This is a genomic window from Janthinobacterium sp. P210006, from assembly GCF_036231885.1.
Classification (GTDB): Bacteria; Pseudomonadota; Gammaproteobacteria; order Burkholderiales; family Burkholderiaceae_D; genus Janthinobacterium; species Janthinobacterium violaceinigrum.
Genome location: NZ_JAZARD010000001.1, coordinates 903,051 through 919,769 on the forward strand (window position 1 = coordinate 903,051; position 16,719 = coordinate 919,769).

General features: G+C 59.2%; 16 protein-coding genes. 12 read left to right on the forward strand and 4 right to left on the reverse strand.

The window, feature by feature from the left end:
• Window positions 1–133 precede the first annotated feature (133 nt).
• Both VPH41_RS03960 and VPH41_RS03965 read left to right on the forward strand, forming a co-directional pair.
• Complete coding sequence (locus VPH41_RS03960) at window positions 134–1,303, forward strand: DesA family fatty acid desaturase (protein ID WP_442906215.1); 1,170 nt, start codon at window positions 134–136, stop codon at window positions 1,301–1,303.
• Between the two features lie 124 nt (window positions 1,304–1,427).
• Entirely contained in the window at window positions 1,428–3,563 is a 2,136-nt protein-coding gene (locus tag VPH41_RS03965) for a PKD domain-containing protein (protein ID WP_328569040.1), read from the forward strand.
• A 136-nt stretch (window positions 3,564–3,699) separates the two neighbouring features.
• On the opposite strand, the gene rpmG is transcribed toward VPH41_RS03965, so the two are convergent.
• From rpmG to radC, 3 genes are all read right to left on the reverse strand, one after another.
• Window positions 3,700–3,867 (reverse strand): 50S ribosomal protein L33, encoded by a 168-nt coding sequence (gene rpmG, locus VPH41_RS03970; protein WP_010400929.1) that lies wholly within the window; start codon window positions 3,865–3,867, stop codon window positions 3,700–3,702.
• A 22-nt stretch (window positions 3,868–3,889) separates the two neighbouring features.
• On the reverse strand, window positions 3,890–4,126 hold the full coding sequence (rpmB, locus tag VPH41_RS03975) for a 50S ribosomal protein L28 (RefSeq protein ID WP_010400928.1): 237 nt from the start codon (window positions 4,124–4,126) through the stop codon (window positions 3,890–3,892).
• Window positions 4,127–4,373: 247 nt separating this feature from the next.
• On the reverse strand, window positions 4,374–5,048 hold the full coding sequence (gene radC, locus VPH41_RS03980; RefSeq protein ID WP_328569041.1) for a RadC family protein: 675 nt from the start codon (window positions 5,046–5,048) through the stop codon (window positions 4,374–4,376).
• 275 nt (window positions 5,049–5,323) lie between these two features.
• On the opposite strand from radC, the gene VPH41_RS03985 reads away from it, so the two are divergent.
• The 7 genes from VPH41_RS03985 (at window position 5,324) to VPH41_RS04015 (ending at window position 12,657) form a co-directional block, all read left to right on the forward strand.
• Window positions 5,324–7,141 carry a LamG-like jellyroll fold domain-containing protein gene (locus VPH41_RS03985; RefSeq protein WP_328569042.1) on the forward strand — a complete coding sequence of 606 codons (1,818 nt, stop codon included), beginning with the start codon at window positions 5,324–5,326 and terminating at the stop codon, window positions 7,139–7,141.
• Between the two features lie 134 nt (window positions 7,142–7,275).
• Window positions 7,276–7,731 carry an FKBP-type peptidyl-prolyl cis-trans isomerase gene (locus VPH41_RS03990; RefSeq protein ID WP_070224501.1) on the forward strand — a complete coding sequence of 152 codons (456 nt, stop codon included), beginning with the start codon at window positions 7,276–7,278 and terminating at the stop codon, window positions 7,729–7,731.
• A gap of 10 nt (window positions 7,732–7,741) precedes the next feature.
• The gene (gene ispH, locus VPH41_RS03995) at window positions 7,742–8,689 is read left to right on the forward strand and encodes a 4-hydroxy-3-methylbut-2-enyl diphosphate reductase (RefSeq protein WP_152257499.1); all 948 of its coding nucleotides are present in this window, start codon (window positions 7,742–7,744) and stop codon (window positions 8,687–8,689) included.
• Window positions 8,690–8,986: 297 nt separating this feature from the next.
• Window positions 8,987–9,916 (forward strand): branched-chain amino acid ABC transporter permease, encoded by a 930-nt coding sequence (locus tag VPH41_RS04000; RefSeq protein ID WP_328569043.1) that lies wholly within the window; start codon window positions 8,987–8,989, stop codon window positions 9,914–9,916.
• A gap of 22 nt (window positions 9,917–9,938) precedes the next feature.
• On the forward strand, window positions 9,939–11,156 hold the full coding sequence (locus VPH41_RS04005) for an ABC transporter permease subunit (RefSeq protein ID WP_152283340.1): 1,218 nt from the start codon (window positions 9,939–9,941) through the stop codon (window positions 11,154–11,156).
• Window positions 11,157–11,167: 11 nt separating this feature from the next.
• On the forward strand, window positions 11,168–11,941 hold the full coding sequence (locus tag VPH41_RS04010; RefSeq protein WP_152283341.1) for an ABC transporter ATP-binding protein: 774 nt from the start codon (window positions 11,168–11,170) through the stop codon (window positions 11,939–11,941).
• The gene (locus VPH41_RS04015; protein ID WP_328569044.1) at window positions 11,938–12,657 is read left to right on the forward strand and encodes an ABC transporter ATP-binding protein; all 720 of its coding nucleotides are present in this window, start codon (window positions 11,938–11,940) and stop codon (window positions 12,655–12,657) included. Before VPH41_RS04010 ends, VPH41_RS04015 begins: the two co-directional genes overlap by 4 nt.
• 132 nt (window positions 12,658–12,789) lie before the next feature.
• Here the strand turns inward: VPH41_RS04015 and VPH41_RS04020 are convergent, their stop codons facing one another.
• On the reverse strand, window positions 12,790–13,356 hold the full coding sequence (locus VPH41_RS04020; protein WP_046685995.1) for a phasin family protein: 567 nt from the start codon (window positions 13,354–13,356) through the stop codon (window positions 12,790–12,792).
• 349 nt (window positions 13,357–13,705) lie between these two features.
• Here VPH41_RS04020 and VPH41_RS04025 point away from each other — a divergent pair, with 349 nt between their 5' ends.
• From VPH41_RS04025 to pbpG, 3 genes are all read left to right on the forward strand, one after another.
• Window positions 13,706–14,632: a DMT family transporter gene (locus VPH41_RS04025; protein WP_152283343.1), complete on the forward strand. Its 927-nt coding sequence runs from the start codon at window positions 13,706–13,708 to the stop codon at window positions 14,630–14,632.
• 40 nt (window positions 14,633–14,672) lie between these two features.
• Entirely contained in the window at window positions 14,673–15,392 is a 720-nt protein-coding gene (locus VPH41_RS04030; RefSeq protein ID WP_328569045.1) for a nitroreductase, read from the forward strand.
• 176 nt (window positions 15,393–15,568) lie between these two features.
• On the forward strand, window positions 15,569–16,642 hold the full coding sequence (gene pbpG, locus VPH41_RS04035; RefSeq protein WP_328569046.1) for a D-alanyl-D-alanine endopeptidase: 1,074 nt from the start codon (window positions 15,569–15,571) through the stop codon (window positions 16,640–16,642).
• Window positions 16,643–16,719: the final 77 nt, after the last annotated feature.

Here is a 16,719-nt window from a genome sequence, read left to right on the forward strand (position 1 = left end):
TAGGGCGTACAATCACGCCTAAAATTAACTCTGCCGGACCTCCAGAGTCACTGGAGCGACCGCGCGCTTGCCCTGTCCACTTGGAGTAGTAGTAATGACATTGAGTTCCGTTTTACACGACGTTTTGCAGTTCATGGCAACTGGCATTACCGATCTGTCCGCATGGCAAGTTTTCCTCTACACCATGGTGGTCACGCATATCACGATCGCCAGCGTCACGATTTACCTGCACCGCCACCAGGCCCACCGGGCGCTGGAATTGCATGCGATTCCCAGCCATTTCTTCCGTTTCTGGCTGTGGCTGACGACGGGCCAGGTCACCAAGGAGTGGGCAGCCATCCACCGCAAGCACCACGCCAAGTGCGATACGGAAGAAGATCCGCACAGCCCCGTGACGCGCGGCATCAAGAAAGTGTTCTGGGAAGGCGCCGAGCTGTACCGCGCTGAATCGAAGAACATGGAAACCATGGCCAAGTATGGCCACGGCACGCCGACGGACTGGATCGAGCGCAACCTGTACACCAAATACAGCTGGCTGGGCGTGGTCTCGCTGTTCGTCATCAATTTCATCCTGTTCGGCGTGATCGGCATTTCCGTGTGGGCCGTACAGATGATGTGGATTCCGATTACCGCAGCCGGCATCATCAACGGCATCGGCCACTACTGGGGCTACCGCAACTATGACTGCGCGGACGCGGCCACCAACATCATTCCCTTCGGCATCCTGATCGGCGGCGAAGAGTTGCACAACAATCACCACACGTATGCAACGTCGGCCAAGCTGTCGTCGAAATGGTATGAAATCGATATCGGCTGGGCGTATATCCGCGCGCTGGAAATGCTGGGCCTGGCCAAGGTGAAGAAGCTGGCGCCGGAACCGAAGTTCTCGCACGGCAAGCTGGAAGCGGACTTCGAGACCTTGCAATCGGTCATCGCCAACCGCTACGACGTGATGGCCAAGTATGCGAAATCGATCAAGCATGCCTGGAAGGAAGAGCTGGAGCACCTGAAGCACAAGGCCGAGCTGGAAAAGCGCTTCCTGAAATCGTCGCGCAAGCTGATGCAGCGCGAGCCGGGCAAGCTGGCCGATGCGCATCACGAGCAGCTGTCGGAATTGTTCCAGCACAGTAAGGCGCTGGAAACCATGCACCACATGCGCGTGGAACTGGGCGCCATCTGGGAGCGTTCCCACTTTACGCGCGAGCAATTGCTGCACAAGCTGCAAGACTGGTGCACGCGCGCCGAAGCGTCGGGCATCAAGTCGCTGCAAGACTTTTCACTGCGCTTGCGCAGCTATGCTTGATCGCGTGTTGATTTGAAACAGTGGCTCCGCTTGCGGGGCCATTTTTTTTGCCCTGGCTGGTTTGCTAAGATAGTAATTGTATGAAATACTTTCCTTGTAAATTAATCAAAATAGGAAAGTTTGCATGTTAATGTTGATGCGAAATGCAGTAATGGGATGTGTCGTTCTGGCGGCGCTCGCCGCATGTGGTGGCGGTTCCTCTTCGCCAGAGCCGATGAATCCCAATCCTGGCAATCCGAATCCCCCTCCCGTTGGGAAAAGCAGTCTCACGCTCAGCGGTACGGCGGCAACCGGTCTGGCGATCGTCGATGCATCGATTCAGGCGAAATGCCAGGCGGGCAGTGCGCAAGTGCTGAGCGGTCCCGATGGCACTTATAAAATGGAGATTGTCGAAGGAAAATTTCCTTGCGTTTTACAATTGACGACACCCGTCACTGGCGTCAGGCTGCATTCCGTCGTCGTAGGGACGGGCAATGCGGCAACGGTCCATATCACGCCACTGACCGACATGCTCACCGCACGGTTGTTTGGCCGCGATGTGGCTGGTTTGTTCCCGAACGTTGATGCGGCCTCGCTGGTCAATACGATCAATGCAGCCAATGTGCTTGCCGTACAGGCAGATGTGACCGCGCTACTGCAAGACCGGTTCAATATCAGCTTCTTGCAGGATTTTATAGGCGCGCCATTGAGGGCGGCCACCGCAGCCGACAAGGCAGGAGGGGATGCGCACGACAAGTTGCTCGATAAGGTCAGCGCTTATTTTAATCCCGTTCAGCTTGGACTGATTAACAAGGCGCTGGCATCGACTCAAACCGTTGCTGATATAAAAAAGCTGCTCGTTGAACTCAAGGCCGCACCCGTCGCCAATGCTGGCCTGCCGCAGGCGGTCGCAACGGGGGCGACAGTATTGCTCGATGCCAGTGCCAGCCAGGCCGCACCCGGTGTCGTGCCGAATTTTCGCTGGAAAATTATTGGCAAGCCGGCCACAAGTGTGGCGGAGTTGAGCTTGGCGAATACGGCGAAGCCAAGCTTTGTCGCGGATAAGCCCGGAAGCTACATGTTCAGTGTTATGGTCGATTATCCCGGCGAGCGTTATGCCAGCAGTGCCGTTGTTGAGGTAACGGCGCAGCTGGATGCGCCTTACCAGACCACGCCAGCCGTCAGCGGCGCGCCGAATGGTGGCGTGTATGGAGAATACTGGAAGCTGGAATTTAGCGGGACGAATACCGGTTTTTGCGACGTGCTGTCGGTCTCTCCCTCTGGCAGCAGCTATACGCCGGGTATGTGTATTTCCAACGGCAAACTGCTGGGCGACTTTGCACTGCACGGCGACGTGGAAAAAACTGGAAGCGTCACGCTGAATATGCAGGTCAATCCGCATCTCCCCGAAAGTACGCAAACTGCCGCCATCTTTCGTGGCGTATTCAGGCAGGACGGGACCGGAGCGGGAACCTGGGGCATTCCAAACAGTGCTGCAAACGGTGCCTGGACCGCAACGCGCTATATTGGCCGGCAGACCTATCGCAGCGTGACACTGGCAAATCCCGATGCGGGCTCATTCGCCTCAGGAGCCGATGGCGCGGCAGGTGTCTGGCGGCGCCCATCGACGAAAAACTATCCCGAATTCGCATTGATATTGCCCAATGGTGAAACGGCCTGGCAAACCGACTCGCCATTTTCAAGCGGGATGGTGCATGTATTTGGCGAGTTCCTCAGCGACGGTGCTACGTGGCAGCTTGGTAATAAGAGCACGGTTCATACCTCCACGTCGATTCAGGGCGTTCAGGCATCTGGCAGCATCGTGCCGAAAACGCGCATTGTGGGCACCATGTCTGCCGCTGCTGGCAAGACGGTGACCTTGTCCTTTGATTCTTATAGTATCGAGAATGCGCTGGCGTTGAGCCTGGCCGATATCAGCGGCACCTACGTTGCTGGCGGCGCCAGTTACATTGCGCCAGACGGCAGCATCAGCGGTACGACAGAGGCTGGCTGCCGGATCCAGGGGCGTATTGCCCCCGTTTCTCCCGATTCGAAGGCCAACCTGTTTCGCCTGAAGCTGACATTTTATGGCCCTGCGTCCAACCCGGCAGCGTGCTACGAAACGCAAATGGGGCCGGACTATGACGGTTATGCATTCATGACGGTATCGGAGGGCGAGCGCTATTTCTATACCTTGTTAAGGCCAAGCGGTGTACCTGTCGGCTATGCCACGCCAGCCGGTTTCTATCCACGCTATATTCTGGGCACGAAGATTCGCTAGCATCGGACTGCGGGGGGGGGAGGGGGGCGTACAGCGTATGTCCCCGCTTCGATGCGCGGTAGCTGCAGCCTGAGCGATTGGGCAATAAAAAAACCGCTCATCGGAGCGGCTTTTTCATCAGAGAACACAGTATCAATTACTTGATCTTGGTTTCTTTGTACGTTACGTGCTTGCGTGCTTTAGGATCAAATTTCATGATCTCCATTTTCGCAGGCGTCGTACGCTTGTTTTTGGTGGTCGTGTAGAAGTGACCCGTACCGGCGGTCGATTCTAACTTGATTTTGTCGCGGCCTGATTTTGCCATGATAGCTCCCTTATTCTGCTAATTAGACTTTTTCGCCACGAGCGCGCATATCGACCAATACGGCGTCGATGCCGACTTTATCGATGACGCGCAGACCGGCGTTGGACAAACGCAGGGAGACCCAGCGGTTTTCAGATTCAACAAAAATACGACGATTCTGCAAGTTAGGCAAAAAACGACGTTTGGTTTTGTTGTTTGCATGGGAAACATTGTTGCCGACCATCGGCTTCTTCCCAGTGACTTGGCAAACACGTGCCATGGCGCACTCCTTAAAGATATTCCAAATTGGAAAAACGAGAGTATATCCAAAATAAGCCGATTTATCAATGACTTGCGAAAAACAATTGTGTCATGTTGTATTGAAATAATTTAACAATTTGACTTTTCCCATTCTTCATAGGGGAAGGCACTGGTAAACGGCGCTGTTTACTGCTAGATAAGTGTCCCGCCAGCGTCACGTATGTCCTTGTTTACACATGGTTAACTGTTGCCGGGCCGGCGCCGGCCTAGATCTGGCCGTGTTCCGCGAACGAGTGCACTTGCCGGCCGGCCACGACGAAATGGTCGAGGATGCGCACGTCCACCAGCGATAGGGCTTGCACCAGCGCGCGCGTCAGCAGCAAGTCCGATTCGCTGGGCTCGGGTGTGCCGGACGGGTGGTTGTGTGCCAGCATGACGCTGGCCGCGTTGTGCAGCAGCGCCTGCTTGACCACTTCACGCGGATATACGCTCGTGTGGGTGAGGGTGCCGCGAAACATTTCCCGGGTCGCGATCAAGCGGTTCTTGACGTCTAAAAACAACACGTGAAACGCTTCATGCGCGAGGTTGCCCAGGGTCAGGCGCAAATAATCTTTGACGGCGTGCGGCGAATTGAGGGCCTGGCCCGTCTGCAAGTCCTCGATGATGGCGCGCCGCGCCAGTTCCAGCACGGCTTGCAGCTGGGCAAACTTGGCGCTGCCCATGCCGTGTACGGCGGAAAAACTCACGAGGCTGGCGCCAAACAGGCCCCGCAGGGAACCGAAGTGCTCGACCGTGTCGCGCGCCAGCTCCACGGCGCTCTTGCCGCGCACGCCCGTGCGCAGGAAGACGGCCAGCAATTCCGCGTCCGACAGCGACTGCGCGCCATCCTCGATCAGGCGTTCGCGCGGCCGTTCGCCGGCCGGCCAATCCTTGATGCCCATGCTGCCTCCCGTTCGCGCCCGGCTGGTCGTGGCGCCTGCCGACGATTGTCGCGCCTTCCCCGGGCGGCCATGCTGCGCTAGCTCGTCTTCACTGTAAATCGTAGTAAAAAAACAAAAGCCAAGATGCCCGGCCCACGCATTTTCAGGCGCTATCATTTGCCTGTCGTTGCACTTCATGCAAGTTGTAGCGGCGGGGAGTCAGGGCCCTGAACTCAATGTCTTCCACTTGTCTTACAGGAGTCGTCATGCCTTATATCAAAGTTATCAATGGAGTCATGCAAGAGTTCAACGCCGCCGGCGTCAACACGGGCAAGGTCAGCGGCATCGGCCTCAATGCGCACGCGTATCTGGAACACCGCAACTGGAGCGTTTCCGCACCGCTGACGCCGGACGTGAACAATCCCGATTACAGCACCGATTTTCCGTATCTTGCGGCCAACGGCTTCAAGTACCTCCAGGTGATGCTGGCGCCTTTCAACGGCAAGGATGGCGGTTGGAACTGGGGCGAGGTCGTTGGCAAGCCCGATTTCGCAAGCGACAACACGCTGACCGCACTCAATATCAAGCCAGAATACTGGGCCGCGATCCAGGCGCTGCTCGATTGCGCGCTGGCCAATGGCATCGGCATCATCGCCTGCCCATTCTGGAATCCCTACGCCGTGCCGCAACTGGTGGGCGAGGCGGGCCCTGCGGGCGCTACAAAAGACGAGCAGGCCGTCGCCGCGCGCGTTGCACTGGCCAATCCGCAGTCGAAAACGCGCCGCTACATGCGTGCTTTTGCGCAGGCTTTTGCGCAGCACTACAGCAACCACGCCGGCATCGCCGCCTGGATGGCAGCGCAGGAACTGAAGGGCGTGACGAAGATGAGCTTGAGCGTTTGTCGGGAAATCATCCAGGAGACGGCGCAATTGCTGCGTGATAACGATGGCCTGGCGCGCATGATTTCTTCCGGTAACGCGGGCATTGCCCATACTTCGCCCCGTCAAGGCTCCTTGCAGCAATACGTCACGGAAACCCTGCCATTGATGAATCCAGCCCCGGTCGACTGCCTTTGTGAAAACCTGTTTCCGGGTAATGAATATGTGAGCAGCGCCCTGGACAACAGCGCGGATCTGCCGGCCGACTTTGTCTCGTCTTCGCTCGCTTACCTGCAAGTGATGCAGCGCGCGGCCAAGGCCTTGGGCAAGCCGTATTACCTTGGCAGCTTTTGCCTGTCGGAAAAGCAGGAGCAGGCGTTGCAAGATACCGAACGGCAAGACAACTTGCACGCGTTGCTGAGCGCCATACGCCGTACGGGCGTGCAACTGGCATGCTATTGGGACTGGAACGGCGGCAAGTCCATGCAGGACGACGGCCTGAACCTGGTGGAGACACCGGCCTACAGCAACGGACGCAAGCCCGTCTGGGACGCCTTGCGCGGCGACGACGCCGTCCGTCAGGCGCCGCCCACGCCTTGCTCCGGCGTCAAGAAAACCTTGCAGTTCCAGCCTGGCCTCCTGCTCACCGTGCCGTCATCCGTGCGCTACGAGAGCGCCGATTTTTCGCTGTCGTATTGCATCCGGCAGCAGGCGTTTTCCACGATGGTGGGCCGGGGCGGGGCGTTTGTCGCGCGCCAGGCGAACCTGAAAGGATGGACGCTGCTGACGCAGGATATCCAGACGTTCCTGTTCCTGCGCAACAGTGCCGGCGCGGGCTTCAATAACAATGGTCACGGCGTGAACGTGGATAGCGCCAACCGCTGGTTTCGCTGCACCTACACCGTCAAGCATGATGGTTCCATCAGCCTGTACGTCGACGATTTCCTGATGTCGCAGGGCAGCAAGATGGCAACGCCATTCGTGCAGGCCATCGGCGCGCCCCTGGTGATCGGCCGCACCGTGGATGCGCTGGAGCAGGGTGCGCCCGCCTGGCAGTTGTCGGACGTCATCCTCTACGACCGCGTGCTGACGCCCAAGGAAGTGTATGACTATGGCCAGTACGGCATCGTGCACCGGCCCGTGGGGCGCTGGAAGCTCGATGGCAACCTGGAAGACAGCTCCGGCTTCGGCAATCATGCCAGCACGGCGGGCGGGTTGACGTACGTCAACGTCTGATTCGTTGATTCGCCGCCGGATGTGTTGCGCGGCCATGTTTTTTGACAAAAGCATGGCCGCGCCGAGATGGCATGGGGCGCGCTGGCTCAGGGTGGCTTACAATATCGTTTTGCACCAGTTACTTGAAAACTACTATGTCCAACGAGCAACCAGCAGTCGTCACCGAAGCGGCTTATCTCACCCTGCATTATCGTCTTGCCACTGTTGACGGTACTGACATTGTCACGACCTTCAGCGGCAATCCCGCGACCTTGATGCTGGGACAGGGCCAGCTGGCGCCGTTCCTCGAGCAGCGCTTGCTGGGCTTGCCTGAGGGCACGCACCAGACGTTCGAGCTGGCTGCCGGCGAAGGCTTCGGCGAACGCAATCCCGAGCTGGTGCAGTCCGTTTCGCGCGCTACCCTGGACGAAAATTCCGTGCCGGGCGCCGACTACAAGATCGGCGACTTGGTCGACTTCGCCGCGCCGGGCGGCGGCCGCTTTGCCGGCGTGCTGCGCGAAATGCGCGAGGACTCGGCCCTGTTCGACTTCAACCATCCGCTGGCTGGCCAGCCGCTGCGTTTTGAAGTTAAGCTCATTTCGGTGCTGTGAAGGAATAGCGATGGATAAAGAACTGTTACTGGCCCAGCCCCGCGGCTTCTGCGCTGGCGTCGACCGGGCGATCGAGATCGTCGAACGCGCCTTGCAGCAATTTGGCGCACCGATCTACGTGCGCCATGAAATCGTCCACAACGCCTATGTGGTGGCGGACTTGCGCAACAAGGGCGCCATCTTCATCGACGACCTCGATGATGTGCCTGCTGGCAATACGCTCGTGTTTTCTGCCCATGGCGTGTCGAAAGCCGTGCGCGCCGAGGCGGAATCGCGCGGCCTGAGCATTTTTGATGCCACGTGCCCGCTCGTCACCAAGGTGCACATGGAAGTGGGCAAGATGCGCCGCGAAGGCCGCGAGATCATCATGATCGGCCACGATGGCCATCCCGAGGTGGAAGGCACGATGGGTCAGGCCGACATGGGCATGCACCTGGTGGAAACGCTTGATGATGTGGCGAAACTGCAGGTTGCCAATCCGGACAGCGTGGCCTATGTTTCGCAAACAACGTTGTCAGTTGACGACACTCGCGACATTATCGAGGCCCTGAAGCAGAAATATCCGAATATCGCCGAGCCGAAAAAAGGCGACATCTGCTACGCCACCACCAACCGCCAGGAAGCCGTGAAATTCATGGCGCCGCTGGTGGAAGTGGTGATCGTCGTGGGCAGCCCGAACAGCTCGAATTCGAACCGCCTGCGCGAAGTGGCCGACAAGATGGGGACGCCGGCCTACATGGTCGACAATGCCTCGCAAATCGACCCTGCCTGGCTGGAAGGCAAGCTGCGCGTGGGTGTGACGGCCGGCGCCTCGGCGCCCGAGGTGCTGGTGCAAGCCGTCATCGACCGCTTGAAAGAGTGCGGCGTGAAGAGCGTGCGCCCGCTCGACGGCGTGCAGGAAGCCGTCACCTTCCCGATGCCGAAAGGCCTCGATGGCATCAAGCGCGACGTCGCCTGAGTCTGCATGGCTGCTGAGTATCGATGAAATAGTTACCTCAAAACCGAATTTAATTCGGAAATGATCGATTTATTCCAAGCTTAGTTTTTGCAAAAGATCGTTATGATTGCCTCAAGCTTGAATATGTTGTCGTTATGACTAAGCAAGGGTGCGCCCGTTTTTAGTGCGTGCACCATGCTGGTGAGAACGGTCCAGGGATGGCACTGCAGGAATTCTTCCTCCGGTGCCGTTTTTGTATCAGCGACCCATGTTCTGGTGGAAGTTGTTCCCGAAAAATGCATATTTGATAGGGCAATCATGGATACATTCATCCAGCAGATCATTAACGGCTTGGTGCTGGGCAGCATGTATGCCTTAGTCGCCCTCGGTTACACGATGGTGTATGGCGTCTTGAATCTGATCAACTTCGCCCACGGCGACGTACTCATGATCGGCGCCATGGTGGGCTTGACCATCCTCAAGCTGCTGGGCATTTATGTACCGGACTGGCCCGGCTACCTGAAACTGGCCACCGCCATCCTCGGCGCCATTCCCATCTGTATTCTGGTCAACATCATCATCGAGCGGGTCGCCTACCGCCGCCTGCGCAACGCCCCCCGCCTCGCCCCCCTGATTACCGCCATCGGCGTCTCCATCCTGCTGCAAACCTTTGCCATGATGATCTGGACGCGCAATCCCTTGCCCTTCCCGCAATTGCTGTCGACCGACCCCATCAACATAGGGGGGGCCGTGATTTCGCAAACGCAAGTGCTGCTGCTGGCCCTGGCCGCCCTGTCGATGGGGGGATTGGTGTTGCTGGTGGAAAAAACGAAAATGGGCCGCGCCATGCGCGCCACGGCGGAAAACCAGCGCGTGGCGGGCCTCATGGGCGTCGATTCCGACAAGGTCATCGTGGCCACCTTTGCCATCGGCGCAGCGCTGGCGGCCGTGGCAGGCGTGATGTGGGGCGCCAACTATGCGTCCATCCAGTTTTCCATGGGGGCCATCCCCGGCCTGAAGGCGTTTTGCGCGGCCGTGCTGGGCGGCATCGGCAATATCTATGGCGCCATGCTGGGCGGTATCTTGCTGGGCATTATCGAGAGCCTGGGCGCCGGCTATATCGGCGACATCACGGGCGGTTTCCTGGGCAGCCACTACCAGGATATCTTTGCCTTCGTCGTGCTGATCATCGTGCTGACCCTGCGCCCGTCCGGCATCATGGGCGAACGCGTAGCCGACCGTGCCTGATGTGAAACTGGGAGATTAAATCATGGCACTACTCGATTTCGACGCAAAAAAGAATCCCGCCAAGGCCTACGCCGGCATGCTGGGCCTGGCCGCGCTGCTGATGGTGTTCCCGTTTTTTGCCGCCCAGTTCGGCAACTCGTGGGTACGCATCATCGACATGGCCTTGCTGTACATCATGCTGGCCCTGGGCTTGAACATCGTCGTCGGCTTTGCCGGCCTGCTCGACCTGGGCTACATCGCCTTCTATGCCGTCGGCGCCTACCTGACGGCCTTGCTGGCGTCGCCCCAGTTCGCCATCCTGCTCGAATCGGTGGTGAATCAATATCCGGTGCTGGGCGAAACCCTGGTGCAACTGATGGGGCCGGAAATCCGCGAAAACGGCATCCATTTGTCGATCTGGCTCATCGTGCCGCTGGCCGCGGCCGTGGCGGGCCTGTTCGGCGCCCTGCTGGGCGCGCCCACCCTGAAATTGCGCGGCGACTACCTGGCCATCGTGACCCTGGGCTTTGGCGAGATCATCCGCATCTTCATGAACAATTTGAACGACCCGATCAATTTCACGAATGGGCCGCAAGGCATCAATTTGATCGATCCCATCCGCATCTTCGGCGTCAACCTGGCGGGCGAGGCAGGCACCAACAGCACCGTCGTGGTGGGCGGTTTTTCCATGCCGTCCGTGAACGCCTATTACTTTTTGTTCCTGTTCCTGTGCATCGCCGTCGTGTTCGTCACCAAGCGGCTGCAGCATTCGCGCCTGGGCCGCGCCTGGGTGGCCATCCGCGAAGACGAGATCGCCGCCAAGGCCATGGGCATCAACACGCGCAACGTCAAACTGCTGGCCTTTTCCATGGGCGCTTCGTTCGGCGGCGTGGCCGGCGCCATGTTTGCCTCGTTCCAGGGCTTTGTCTCGCCGGAATCGTTTTCCTTGACGGAATCGATTGCCGTGCTGGCCATGGTGGTGCTGGGCGGCATCGGCCATATTCCCGGCGTGATCCTCGGCGGCGTGATCCTTGCCTCGATACCGGAAGTGCTGCGCCATGTGGTGGAACCGGCCCAGCAGGCGCTGTTCGGCCATGTGGTGATCGAGGCGGAAGTGCTGCGCCAGCTGCTGTACGGCCTGGCCATGGTCTTGATCATGCTCAACCGTCCTGCCGGCTTGTGGCCATCGCCGAAGCACGAAGACCGGCCCGACCACGACGTCGACCAGCCGAACAAGTCAACCGGCGTCGTGTCCGCTTAAGGGAGGATAGTATGAGCGAACAGATCATTCTCAATATCGCCGGCGTGAACAAGCGTTTCGGCGGCTTGCAGGCGCTCACCGACGTGGGCATCACCATCCGGCAAGGCCAGATCTACGGCTTGATCGGGCCGAACGGCGCCGGCAAGACGACGTTTTTCAACGTGATCACGGGCTTGTACCAGCCCGACACGGGCACCTTCGAGCTGGCCGGCAAGCCGTATTCGCCGTCCGCGCCGCACAAGGTGGCCAAGGCGGGCATCGCCCGCACCTTTCAGAACATCCGTTTATTTGGCGACATGACGGCGCTGGAAAACGTCATGGTGGGGCGCCATGTGCGTTCGCACCAGGGCGTGTTTGGCGCCATCTTCCGCCACAAGGCGGCGCGCGAGGAAGAGGCGTCCATCCGCCGACGGGCCATGGAGCTGCTCGATTTTGTCGGCATCGCCCAGTTCGCCAACCGCACGGCCCGTTTCCTGTCGTATGGCGACCAGCGGCGCCTGGAAATCGCCCGCGCGCTGGCCACCGATCCGCAACTGCTGGCGCTCGACGAGCCGGCGGCCGGCATGAACGCGACGGAAAAGCTGGCCCTGCGCGAGTTGCTGGTGAAAATCAAGGCCGAAGGCAAGACCGTGCTGTTGATCGAGCACGACGTGAAACTGATGATGGGACTGTGCGACCGCATCACGGTGCTCGAGTATGGCAAGCGCATCGCGGAAGGCTTGCCGGCCGAAATACAACAAAACCAGGCCGTCATCGAGGCTTACCTGGGGGGATCGCACGCATGAGCAATATATTGAAGGTGGCGGGCCTGCACGTGGCCTACGGCGGCATCAAGGCGGTGAAAGGCATCGACCTGGAAGTGAACGAGGGCGAGCTGATCGCCCTGATCGGCGCGAACGGCGCCGGCAAGACGACGACCTTGAAAGCCATCACGGGCACTTTGCCTGAATGCAAAGTCGAAGGCACGATCAGCTACCTGGGCGAGTCGCTCAAGGGCACGAAGTCGTTTCACCTGGTGGAAAGAAAGCTGGCCATGGTGCCGGAAGGGCGGGGCGTGTTTACGCGCATGTCGATCCGCGAAAACCTGATGATGGGGGCTTACACGCGTACGGATGCGAGGGGCGTCGAGGAGGATATCGCCCGCTGGTTCGACGTGTTTCCCCGCCTGAAGGAACGGGCCGCGCAGATGGCCGGCACGCTGTCGGGCGGCGAGCAGCAGATGCTGGCCATGGCGCGGGCACTGATGAGCCATCCGAAGCTGCTGCTGCTCGATGAGCCATCGATGGGCTTGTCGCCCATCATGGTCGAGAAAATCTTCGAGGTGATCCGCAAGGTCTCGTCCGAAGGCATCACGATCTTGCTGGTCGAGCAGAATGCCCGCTTGGCCCTGCAGGCGGCGCACCGCGGCTATGTGATGGATTCCGGCCTGGTCACCATGGGCGGCAACGCGGCCGCCATGCTGGACGACCCGCGCGTGAAGGCCGCGTATCTGGGGGAGTAGGAAGGTGCGGGAAGCTTGCGGGCATAAAAAATGCCCCAGCTGGGCTGGGGCATAATGGCATCCGTCGGGGAAGTGCGGGATGGACGCCTGGAGGAGCTGGTAACAGCAGCCGCCGCAGCGGCCGTTTGGTAATTACTTGGCGGCAGCGCGCGGCACGACTTTTTCAGCTGCTTGCGTGAACTGGTTCACGGCCGATGCCAGGTTCGCTTCGATGGCTTCGACGGCTTGCTTGCTGGTTTTCGAGAATTGCTCGTAGCCTGCATTGGCGTTGCCGATGGCGCTTTTCAGGATGGCAACAGCGTTTTCCGAACCGGCTGGGGCATTCTTGGTGACTTCTTCCACCAGCGAAATGACTTTGCGGTTGGTTTCAGCGATTTGCGATTCAGCCGCTTTGCTGAATTCAGCTTGCGTGCCGGACGTGATGGCAGCCAGGTGGCGGCCGTAGGCGATGGCTTTTTCGGCGCTAGGCTGGGCTTGAGCGGCGCTCAGCGAGAAGAATTCTTGTGGATCTTTTGCCGACAGCAATTGCTTGGCGGCGGCGGTCGATTCTTCCAGGGTTGCCTTGGCAGCGGTCAGGTTCAGTTCGACGATCTTTTCGATGCCTTCGAAGGCCTTGCCCGTCAGCGACGAGAACAGGGCGAATTGGGCTTCCAGGTTGGCTTTGGTAGCGGACGAAAATTGCTCAGGAATTGAAAACATATAAATCTCCAAAAAATCGAAATCTGGTTAATTTGATGCTGCGTGTACCGTTTGGGAAAGCAGGTGAATCTAAATTTTTCAAGCTGAACAAGAATTGTGCAACGCAACAAACCCTATTCTACGGTTAAAAAAAACGAAGTCAAGCGATTCTTGTGCGATGCAACAATTGAATAGATTTGGGTCAAAAGCCATTGTTTCTAAAGAGAAATATTTGATTTCTGAGTGTTAATGGTTTAGCCCTAAACCATTATTTCCCCGCCTTTCAGGACGGGTGCGGCGCAGCATGCTAGACTTTGGCTCCCGCACCGGCGCACCGCCCCGGTGAGTATCCGTTTCCCGAGTCGATACCATGTCCAATCTTCCCGCCGCGGCTGGCGCCAGCGGCCAAGCCCCCAAAGCTTCTTTCCTGACCACCGTGGCGCCGATGGCCTTGCCCGCTTTCTTCGTGTTGTTATGGAGCACAGGTTTTATCGTGGCCAAGTTCGGCTTGCCATACGCGCCGCCGCTGACCTTTTTGCTGCTGCGCTTCCTGGGCGTGCTGGTCATTTTGCTGCCGCTGGTGCTGATCTTGCGCGCGCCGTGGCCCGTGGGGCAGTTCCGCCAGATCGCCGTGGCCGGCATTTTGATGCAGGCCGGCTACCTGGCCGGCGTCTGGTGCGCCATCAAGCTGGGCATGCCGGCCGGCCTCTCTGCGCTAATCGTCGGCATGCAACCCGTGCTGACGGCCTGCGCCGCGCCCCTGATCGGCGAATCCGTGCGCCCGCGCCAGTGGCTGGGCCTGTTCTTTGGCTTGCTGGGCGTGGCGTTGGTGGTGTACGCGAAGATCAACCTCGTGGGCCTGACCGTGGAAAGCGTGCTGCTGTGCGTGTTCGCGCTGCTGTCGATGACGGCCGGCACCATGTATCAAAAACGCCACTGCCCGCAGTTCGACTTGCGCACGGGCACGGTGGTGCAGTTTGCCGCCTCCATCGTCGTGGTGTTGCCATTTGCCCTGTATTACGAAGGGCTGGACCTGCATTTCAGCAATGTGCAATGGACGGCGAACTTCATCGGCGCCCTGCTGTGGTCGGTACTCGTGCTGTCCATCGGCGCCATCTTCCTGCTGTTTGCCTTGATCCGCCGCAGCGACGCGACGAAAGTGACGGGCTTGCTTTACCTGACGCCGCCCACGACGGCCGTGATGGCCTGGCTGATGTTTGGCGAAGCCTTTAATATGCTGGGCATCGCCGGCATGCTGGTGGCCGTGGTTGGCGTGGTATTCGTGGTCAAGAAATAGCGCATGACAGTCAGTCGAGAACAAGCAGGAGAGCAGGGCAGTGAACAAGCAAGCATCTGAAACACCGTCGGCGCAGCAAGCCGTCGACGCCGTCATCGTGTCGCGCCGGTCGGTGCGCGCCTTTTTGCCCACGCCGGTGGCGCAGGACGACATCGCGCGCATCCTGGAAGTGGCGGCGCGCGCGCCCTCGGGCGCCAACATGCAGCCGTGGAAAGTGTATGTGCTGTCGGGCGAAGCGCGCCTGCGCCTGTCGCGCCGCATCCTGGCTGCCTACGCCGCGCCCAAGGCACCCGATGCGCCCGCGCGCACGGCGTCGTATACTTATTACCCGCGCCAGTGGACGGCGCCATTCATCGAGCGCCGCCGCAAGATCGGCCTGGACCTGTATCAGCTGCTGGGCCTGGAGCGGGGCGACACGGCGGGCATGGCGGCCCAGCACGGACGCAATTTCCAGTTTTTCGATGCGCCCGTGGGCCTGATCTTCACCATCGAACGCGTGCTGGAACAGGGTTCCTGGCTCGATTACGGCATGTTCTTGCAAAACATCATGCTGGCGGCCCGTGCGCGGGGCCTCGATACCTGCCCGCAAGCGGCCTTCATCCATTACCATGACATCATCCGCGACGAACTGGGCGTGCCGGCCAGCGAAATGGTGGTGTGCGGCATGGCCCTCGGCTATGCCGACCCGGACAAGATCGAGAACCGCCTGAGCACGGAACGCGAGCCGCTGGCCGGCTTTGTTAAATTCATGGACAAATAGACATTGCCGCGATCGGCACAGGCAAACAGCTGGTTAAGGATGAGCTTGTTTGCTGATCGCCAACGATTTGTATTCCATTGCTGCAATAAATACTGTCCTAACTGTTAAATAGGCTTGCGATTGCTCTGCATTTCGCTACACTGCAATAAGGCAACAGCTTCACGGGGAATTATCGAATGGCTAAGTTTAAACTTGCGCTGGGTGTCCTGGCTTCCCTGCTGTTTGCGCTGGCGCCGGCTGCGGCCGTGCACGCCAAGGACGCGAACGGCAAATCCTCAGCCTCCAAGAAACACAATACCAAGAAAGTCAAAGTCGTGCTGCGCAAGGGCGCGACGGCCACGCCGCGCGAAAAGACCGTGCGCCGGGTCGTCATGGTGCGCGGCAAGCGCAAGGTCATCTATCAAAAAGTCAGCAGCGTGGCCGTGCCCATGGCGGCACCGATGCCCACCATGGGCGACCTGGCGGGCCTGAACCTCACGCGCGATCCGCTCGACCTGAAGTCCAGCGTGGCGCTGGTGCTGGACCAGGCCAATTCGGAAGTGCTGTTTGAAAAGAATTCCAATGTCGCCTTGCCCATCGCCTCCATCACCAAGATGATGACGGGCCTGGTGGTGGTCGAAGCGCACCAGGACATGGATGAAGTGCTGACGATCACGGACGAGGACGTCGACCGCGCCAAGTTCAGCAGCTCACGCCTGAAAGTGGGTTCGCAGTTGACGCGCGCCAATATGCTGCACATCGCCCTGATGAGTTCGGAAAACCGCGCTGCCTCGGCCCTGGGCCGCAATTATCCGGGCGGCTTGCCCGCGTTTGTCGATGCGATGAACAGCAAGGCGCGCCAGCTGGGCATGATGGATACGCATTACGTCGATTCCAGCGGCTTGTCGAAAATGAACGTGGCCAGCGCACGCGACCTGGGCAAGCTGGCCATGGCCGCATTCCGCCATCCGCTGCTGCGCGAGTACTCGACGGACCCGAAAGCCATCGTGGAAGCCAGCGGCCAGCCCATGCAGTTTGGCAATACGAATCACCTGGTCGCCAATCCCGGCTGGGAGATCGGCTTGCAAAAGACGGGTTTCATCAATGAGGCGGGACGTTGTCTAATGATGCAGGCCGTCATCGAAGGACGGGCCGTGATCATGGTCTTCCTCGATTCCAAGGGCAAACAGTCGCGCACGGCCGATGCAGGACGCATGCGCAAGTGGCTGGAGGCACTCAAGCCTGCCAACATGAGTCTGCCCGGCGGTTAATGCACAAGGCTATCGTTACGACGCCTGACAAAACCGTAGCGAGCGGTAGTGATTTGTGGCTAAGAAACGCAACCGTA